Source organism: Trichocoleus sp. FACHB-46, from assembly GCF_014695385.1.
Taxonomy (GTDB): Bacteria; Cyanobacteriota; Cyanobacteriia; order FACHB-46; family FACHB-46; genus Trichocoleus.
The window spans coordinates 1-6,666 of the sequence record NZ_JACJOD010000029.1; the positions used below are offsets into that span (position 1 = coordinate 1).

Genomic DNA, 6,666 nt, shown 5'->3' on the forward strand with positions numbered 1-6,666 from the left:
TAGTGGTTGAACGTTGTCCCACAACAGACGAGGGGTCAACTTCTCACCACGCAAATAACGGTTGATGCGGTCATGACTAATGCCATCAAGATGGTCAGCCAAGTTTGTCACTGGGTAGTTGATCGGGCTACTGATCAGGTATTGGCAGTAGTCGAGTTTAGTGAAGCTCATTGCTCCAGTCTAATATTGCTCCTGCGTAAGTCCTGCCTACCTTTTTGCAACTCCTCAACACTCCAGGACAGCTCGTCAATCCGTTGGTAGGGTTGAGTGCCGCCGCTGCCATCGACGCGTCGGTTCGTTTTGAGCGGGCAGTAATACAGCTTCTCGAACTGGTCAATCTGTGCCATCAACTTTTGGGTGGCATACCAACTGTCCATCAACACCGTTGCAAACGGTAACTGCTTGCTGTACACCACGCCATCGAGCATGGTTGCAACGTGATCGAGTTTGCTCTGCCCGTCGCCATCGGGGTCATAGAGTCGGTAGTCAATGACCCAAAACTGTCCAGTTTCACCGTTGACGTATACACAACTAATCAAGCCAATGCCCCGAATCACGCGATGCTCATTGCCGCTGTATTGTCGTCTGACCAGTTCAATGGATGCGGAATGCCGCTTATCTAGGACAGTATCGTCGAACAATAGATAAGCAGTTGAGGATGGTTGCAGCAGCGGTTTAACGTTGTCCCACAACAGGCGAGGGGTTAACTTTTCGCCGCGCAAATAGCGGTTGATGTGGTCATGGCTGATGTCCGCCAGGTGGTCAGCCAAGTTCGTCACTGTGTAGTTAACCGGGCTGCTGAGCAGGTATTGGCAGTATTCGAGTTTGCTAAAGCTCATCTCTTTAGTTTAGAGTTGCCCTGCGTAAGTCCTGAATTATCTATGGAGAGGGTATAACGGTTTGGCTTCTCAAACTCCAGCAGCGATCGCCCCAAGCTCTTTTTTTGATGCATTGCTTATACCGCAATAACTCATGATTCTAGCGGTCCTCAAGCATATGCCTTCTGATGGCTAGTGGATACAGCTTTGGACTAAAGCTCTGGACTAAAGCTTTAATTGCTTACCTAGCTAACTGCGTACGCAGGTATTCAGATAGTTAAATGTTTGCTTAGTTAAGTTGTTAAGCAACTAAGTTTTTAGCAAGAAGGCTAGCCAGCTTGTCAAAAGTCTGGCAGGCTGGCTAGTTAAGTGTTTGCAATTAAATTCAATGATAATCACAATCGTTGCCTACAAAGGTGGGGTTGGCAAAACCACCACGGCCATCCACTTGGCCTGCTACTTGCAGAAAAAAGCCCCTACCTTACTTATTGATGGAGATGCCAACCGCTCTGCTCTCGGTTGGGCACAGCGGGGAATTTTGCCCTTCAAGGTGGTGGATGAGCGGCAAGGTCCAAAGTTTGCTCGGCAGTTTGAGCACATCGTCATTGATACCGCAGCTCGACCGGGAGCAGATGACCTAAAGGCGATCGCTGAAGGCTGCGACTTGATGATCATCCCTTCCTCGCCAGATGCCTTAGCAATGGAAGCTTTGGCGCAAACTGTTGAGGCTATGCGAGAGCTTGGAGCAGACCAGTATAGAATCCTCATCACTCTGACCTCACCCAAGCCAAATAAGGATGCGGAATTAGCGCGAGCCACTTTAACTGAAGCTGGATTGCCAGTCTTCGAATCTGAAATTAGACGGCTCCTTGCATTCCAGCGAGCTGCTTTGGTCGGGGTACCCGTTTACGAGGTTAAGGATTCAATGGCAAAAATCGCTTGGCGCTGCTACGAAGCCGTTGGGCATGAGGTGTTGGCATGAGCGGCAAGGACGAAAGAGCAGGCAAGCTTAAGGGTATTTTCGATGCTGTTAAGACGAGGGTGCCAGAACCAGATATTGATGTAGAGTCGCAACCGGAACCGGAGGATGAGCAGCCAAGCGCGATCGCACCTAAAGCAGACGCTGAGCCGAAAGTAGCAGATGATTCACCCAAAAGGGTGAAAGCCAAGGGTAAGCGAAGCAGCAGCGACTACAAGCAGGTATCGGCCTACATTCCGGCATCCATGCACCTGGAAGTAAAGCAGAAGCTACTCCGTGAGGCGATCGCGGCTAGCGATGCCAAGCCTAAGGAGTTTAGTGATTTAGTCTGTGAGTTACTAGCTGAGTGGTTAGCCAGGTGATTAACTGCGTACGCAGTTGGCTAGTCAGCTAAGTCACTGAATAGGTGCAGTACCACCTATTCAGTATTCGATGTTCAACTATTACCTGAATGAAGTGGCGATAAAGGCAAAGTTAAATGCAAGCTTGAGTTCTTGAGATCTGGTAGCTTGGATCTACTTTACAGAGAGTTGCAATGGCCAAGCTATCAAATCGAGGCTTGCATGGTTTTATTTCTCTCCGAATACTTATCACTTGTGCAATTGCTGTTCCTCTTTGTTTCATTGCTTATCTCTTTCTCCTTGTATTCGCTGTTCCACCTCTACTGAATTCGGGTAGTGCTATCCCGACTTATACGGGGTTTTACATTCAATACTTAGGTCGTGTCGGCAAAGTTTCCAATCTCCGTTGTTTCACCAATGGGTTCAGCGGAGACAGCTATGAGTACTACTGCCGTTTTAAGATGAACTCATCAAATATTAGGCAGTTCGCTAGGAACCTGCGCCTAGAGTCTGGCAAACTAGTTGCAGACTATGAGTGCGATCCATCGAATATAGACTCAGACTCACCCCCAGATATTGCCTCGTACCCCGAAAGGGGTTGGTGGAAGCCAGAAGAACTTGAGGAGGGAGGACGAGTACAGTGCTACTCAAAACAATTTCCGACACTGGACGAGATTGAAGTGGTGTATTCTCCAGTAAGCCAAATTGCCTACATCAGGCATTCTGATTATTAAGCGTTCCAGTCTTGCAAACACTGGAAAAAGAAAAGCACACCTCCCAATCAATTTGTTGCTCTTACAGCGTAACCAGCCTGAATTCCTGGTCCAAATATAATTACATCTTCATTTTGTAGGTCATGGGCTTGCAGCTTATGCCCATTAATTAAGAGGCCATTCGCACTAGGTTTGCCCTTGAGATTACCATCCATAATCCGGTAGTAATAGCTGCCATCTTCGTAAGGTAGCTGGACTAGGGTGGCATGACGACGAGAGACAAACTGAGAAATCAGGCAAATATCGCATTTAGGATCGCTCCCAATTGAGTAAATAGGATTGCTAAGAATGAATTCTCGGCGGTTTTTCTCGTATTCAACAACCAGGCAATGGATCTGCTGCATTGATGTTGCTTACAGAAGGATTAAATTTTCGACGACCAATTTCCTAGCTTACTGACTTAGCATGAGAATTCTCAAATAGCTTAATTTGTCACAGTCTTGGGAAAGATATTAGAGCTTTAAGGTATTAGATTGCCAGCCTCACAGATTGGTAGGTGCGTTACTTAGTGCCTAGTTGCAATGCCACACCGTTCCTTCATGGAGACTCAGTTATGCGACCCTTAAAGACGATTATCCTCGGCGTGGCGACCAGCTTCCTGGTGGTCATGGGCAGCACAGGGATGGCGCGGGAATGTGCCGAGAACTACAATCGCATCCCGATGTATGCATACCAGAACTTCCCGGTCAACTGGGACGAGCAGGCCGAGCCGCGATTCTATGCGCTGATCCGGACGCCCCAGGAGTACGACCAGGTGTTCCATCCCGCACCGATCGCTGGAGATCCCCGCCCGTTCCATCCGGAGGCAAGTCTGTACGAGAAAAGCCAAATCCTCATGGTGGCGCACGTGTTCGCTGCATCTCCCGATCCGTCGAAGGCGGACCGAATCTTCGAAGTCGAGCGGGTGACGACCAAAGCTGGGGAGTTGACGCTGCGTTATCGACTGAAGCGCCCGAAGTCCGACGTTGACGCTGCGCAGTTCAAGTTCTTCCTGGCCATCCAAGTGCCGAGAGCGAATTATCAGAAAGTGACGATCTTCGAGGATGGGAAGCTCGTTGGACAGCTCAAGCCGTCCGAGGGGCTATGGACCGTCCCGAAGCCAGCGCCGGAGTGACGTGGGGCGTGGGCGAAAATATAGAGATTCATCTTGACGAAATTACGCCAAGGCGAGAATGAATTCAAGCGCGAATTTTAGGACTTTCTGGCTTGGTGTTATCGGAAATACGCATAAACCTTAGTTCTAAACAGTTACCGGAATTGCTTCTGCTTTTGCTGCTAAGGTGTTTAGATCCTCACCGTTAAACCAGCCTTTGTAATTTTTTCCTTGATTCTGAAGTTTCTGCCATCTCAGGTCTGCGATCGCTTGTTGACGAGTCCAAGTAGGTTCGAATTTAACTCGTACAGTATCTAAAAATAGTTCATATCCCATTTTCTCGCCGTTATACCACCCCTCAACCAATACATCTGGCCGTTGAGTTTTGTTCCACTCCAGATTTTCGATCGCTTGTTGACGAGTCCAAGTAGGTTCATGTCCGACTCGTTGACCATTCCAAAAGAGTTCGTATCCTGCCGCCCCAATCTCTTCTATATCAAAATACACCTCAGAACAGGAAACTCCTTCATAGATTCCTTCGATTGGATAGCGAAACGAGCTACCTGCCTCCAGCACAACTTCTATCACTCCTTTGTAGGGCACTGATAGTTTTCCTTCTTTGATGGTTGCTGTTGCCTTTACTCTCGAATTGGGTGGACAAACCACTGGAAAATCATATCTCTTGGTGGATTCTTCAGTCTCTTCCTTGCCATAGGTACCCGAAATACTCACTTTCCAAGTTGATTCTGCGCCAACCGTGGCAACTTCAGGAATGCCAGCTTCTACTTTTGAGGTGTAGGAGTACTCTAGCCCTGCTGTAATCGACCAAGACGACTTCCGGGTAATTTTTTCTTCAACACTAAAAGTTTGGGTCTGCTCCCTGCTGGTACTGTTGTGAAACTCTTCTGAGTCAATCACTCTAGGTTCAATTGCAGCCATTTGTAGCCCCAATGTGGGATATGTGACATCTGTTAATCGACTGCTCCGAATCTTCTGCAAGAAGACAAAACCCATATTGTCGATGTCAGATCCAGCCCTGCCAAAAACCCCACAACAAATTCCAGAACCAATATCAATTGGATATTCTTGGTTGCGTTTCCAATCGGTCATGCCATGACTGAACGTAATACCCTTATCGGTGGCAAACTCAATCCAGCCTAGGCGACTTCCTTTTCCATTCCCCCATAAGGACAGACGGGTCATGCGTTCGCCAGGCTGAAAACTGTGCTCCTTGTAAGAGCCGCTGGGATTGCCAAAGGTTTGCATTGTGCCATCAGTAAGCCATACCCGGACTGCTTTGACCATCCACCCTTCAGCCCAAACACCAATTTTTTGAAGTAGAGTGCCGTTCGTACCACCGTAGAATCCAAAGGGATTACCGCCACTACCACCGGTAGCACGCATAGCAACATACACATTAGACATTTGTTTCTCCTAGGCCGTAGATGACCCTAATTGATTGCTAAGGGAAGCATCATGGTGAGGAGAGTAAATTACCGATGGGGTTAGGCACCCTTACGAGTGATTTCTGAAATGCAATGAGCAAGTAGTTAATCTTGAATTAGCTAAAATTGAGTATCCATTTAGCGATCGCCACAATTGCGTCTCTCAAATCTGCATTGCTCCTATCCTCTTGCAAGCATTAACTTGTTCAACCTGACATTTCTTTCAATCTCTCAGCTCTCACATGTCCACTGCACCAGGCTTTCAGTATTAGAGTTTCGAGAATTTGAATAGTTCGCTTCGGTTTTCTTTCATTCTCTCAATTTCTTACTTCTCGAAGGATGTCATTAGCTTGCTCCACATCTCTTCAAAATCTCGACGCTGCTGAACCTTAGCGATCGCAGTTAGCGAAGCCAAGCCTAAAAAGTTTAACGATTTAGTTTGCGAGTTATTAGCTGAATGACTGGTTCAGTAAATAACTGCGTACGCAGCTATGTGATTAGTCAAATATTTGATTAGCTAGATTGGCGAGTATTCAAAAAGTCTTACGCTTTTCTGGAGGCTTGGCTAACGCCTGTCGGCATTGAGGGACGTTGTACTGCCAACGCTGAATCACTGCTCCAGGCTTGGCAATACTGCGATAGTGAATGCCATGTTCGAACTCAGGGCTCTCTCGCCAATAGTCCAATACTTTAGCTGTCACGTCTAACTCACGGGCAGCCAGATCAGGGGTCATCCACCGTTCTGAGTACTTCTCTTCTAACTGCTTAGTTAGCAGTGCCAACGCCTGACTAAGTTGATTTGCTGCTGCGGTCAATGCTGCGATCGCCTCCCTATCTAACTCATCAAGTGAGACAGTTGGCGGCTTGTGCTCATTCTTAGTCATCATGCAGGCTTCCTGCTTGAATTGCTTAAGGTCTCTAGCCGTCGTAACAATAGCAGTCACTTGAACCCACCCTACGCCTGGCAGGTGGCTCTAGTAGTCGGGCTTAGCACTTAGCAACGTGGAACTGATGAATAGGCTTCTTGTGATCACTGAGCTATGTAAAGAACGCATGTAAAGTATGCAATATGCAATATGCAGAAGCTCAAAAGCTGCAATTCTAATACCAATTCTCTAAATTCTGGCGACAGATAGAGCATCCCAGATAGACTGCCGTCCCGTAATCGATGCCACGACTTCATCCGTCAGTGCCTCCAAGCGCACTTTTAACTGCTG

Annotated in this window: 8 protein-coding genes and 1 pseudogene; 4 read left to right on the forward strand and 5 right to left on the reverse strand. The window is 47.6% G+C overall.

Translation table 11 applies throughout. The annotated features are described in order from the left end of the window. Window positions 1–171, reverse strand: a pseudogene (locus H6F72_RS30305) (IS701 family transposase); the annotation flags it as partial. Then, window positions 168–839 (reverse strand): transposase, encoded by a 672-nt coding sequence (locus tag H6F72_RS16515; RefSeq protein ID WP_190437845.1) that lies wholly within the window; start codon window positions 837–839, stop codon window positions 168–170. The pseudogene H6F72_RS30305 and the gene H6F72_RS16515, both read right to left, overlap by 4 nt. A 367-nt stretch (window positions 840–1,206) precedes the next feature. Here H6F72_RS16515 and H6F72_RS16520 point away from each other — a divergent pair, with 367 nt between their 5' ends. The 3 genes from H6F72_RS16520 (at window position 1,207) to H6F72_RS16530 (ending at window position 2,872) form a co-directional block, all read left to right on the forward strand. Next, a complete protein-coding gene (locus tag H6F72_RS16520) occupies window positions 1,207–1,800 on the forward strand; it encodes a ParA family protein (RefSeq protein WP_190437847.1) in 594 nt (197 codons plus the stop codon). Continuing rightward, window positions 1,797–2,159, forward strand: coding sequence for a hypothetical protein (locus H6F72_RS16525; RefSeq protein ID WP_199299134.1), 363 nt, complete (start codon window positions 1,797–1,799; stop codon window positions 2,157–2,159). Before H6F72_RS16520 ends, H6F72_RS16525 begins: the two co-directional genes overlap by 4 nt. A 173-nt stretch (window positions 2,160–2,332) precedes the next feature. Beyond that, entirely contained in the window at window positions 2,333–2,872 is a 540-nt protein-coding gene (locus tag H6F72_RS16530; protein WP_190437850.1) for a hypothetical protein, read from the forward strand. 47 nt (window positions 2,873–2,919) lie between these two features. Here H6F72_RS16530 and H6F72_RS16535 read toward each other — a convergent pair whose 3' ends face one another. Further along, window positions 2,920–3,255, reverse strand: coding sequence for an FHA domain-containing protein (locus tag H6F72_RS16535; protein WP_190437852.1), 336 nt, complete (start codon window positions 3,253–3,255; stop codon window positions 2,920–2,922). Window positions 3,256–3,464: 209 nt separating this feature from the next. Here H6F72_RS16535 and H6F72_RS16540 point away from each other — a divergent pair, with 209 nt between their 5' ends. After that, a complete protein-coding gene (locus H6F72_RS16540; RefSeq protein WP_190437855.1) occupies window positions 3,465–4,025 on the forward strand; it encodes a hypothetical protein in 561 nt (186 codons plus the stop codon). A 126-nt stretch (window positions 4,026–4,151) separates the two neighbouring features. Here H6F72_RS16540 and H6F72_RS16545 read toward each other — a convergent pair whose 3' ends face one another. Together H6F72_RS16545 and H6F72_RS16550 are read right to left on the reverse strand one after the other, a co-directional pair. Then, entirely contained in the window at window positions 4,152–5,429 is a 1,278-nt protein-coding gene (locus H6F72_RS16545) for an ETX/MTX2 family pore-forming toxin (RefSeq protein ID WP_190437859.1), read from the reverse strand. A 553-nt stretch (window positions 5,430–5,982) separates the two neighbouring features. Then, window positions 5,983–6,393: a hypothetical protein gene (locus tag H6F72_RS16550; RefSeq protein ID WP_190437862.1), complete on the reverse strand. Its 411-nt coding sequence runs from the start codon at window positions 6,391–6,393 to the stop codon at window positions 5,983–5,985. Between the last annotated feature and the right edge of the window lie 273 nt (window positions 6,394–6,666).

Bases quoted from the DNA above. Each gene is read 5' to 3' on its own strand.
- H6F72_RS16515 (WP_190437845.1), bottom strand. From the start codon at position 839: ATGAGCTTTAGCAAACTCGAATACTGCCAATACCTGCTCAGCAGCCCG.
- H6F72_RS16535 (WP_190437852.1), bottom strand. From the start codon at position 3,255: ATGCAGCAGATCCATTGCCTGGTTGTTGAATACGAGAAAAACCGCCGA.
- H6F72_RS16530 (WP_190437850.1), top strand. From the start codon at position 2,333: ATGGCCAAGCTATCAAATCGAGGCTTGCATGGTTTTATTTCTCTCCGA.
- H6F72_RS16540 (WP_190437855.1), top strand. From the start codon at position 3,465: ATGCGACCCTTAAAGACGATTATCCTCGGCGTGGCGACCAGCTTCCTG.
- H6F72_RS16525 (WP_199299134.1), top strand. From the start codon at position 1,797: ATGAGCGGCAAGGACGAAAGAGCAGGCAAGCTTAAGGGTATTTTCGAT.
- H6F72_RS16545 (WP_190437859.1), bottom strand. From the start codon at position 5,429: ATGTCTAATGTGTATGTTGCTATGCGTGCTACCGGTGGTAGTGGCGGT.
- H6F72_RS16520 (WP_190437847.1), top strand. From the start codon at position 1,207: ATGATAATCACAATCGTTGCCTACAAAGGTGGGGTTGGCAAAACCACC.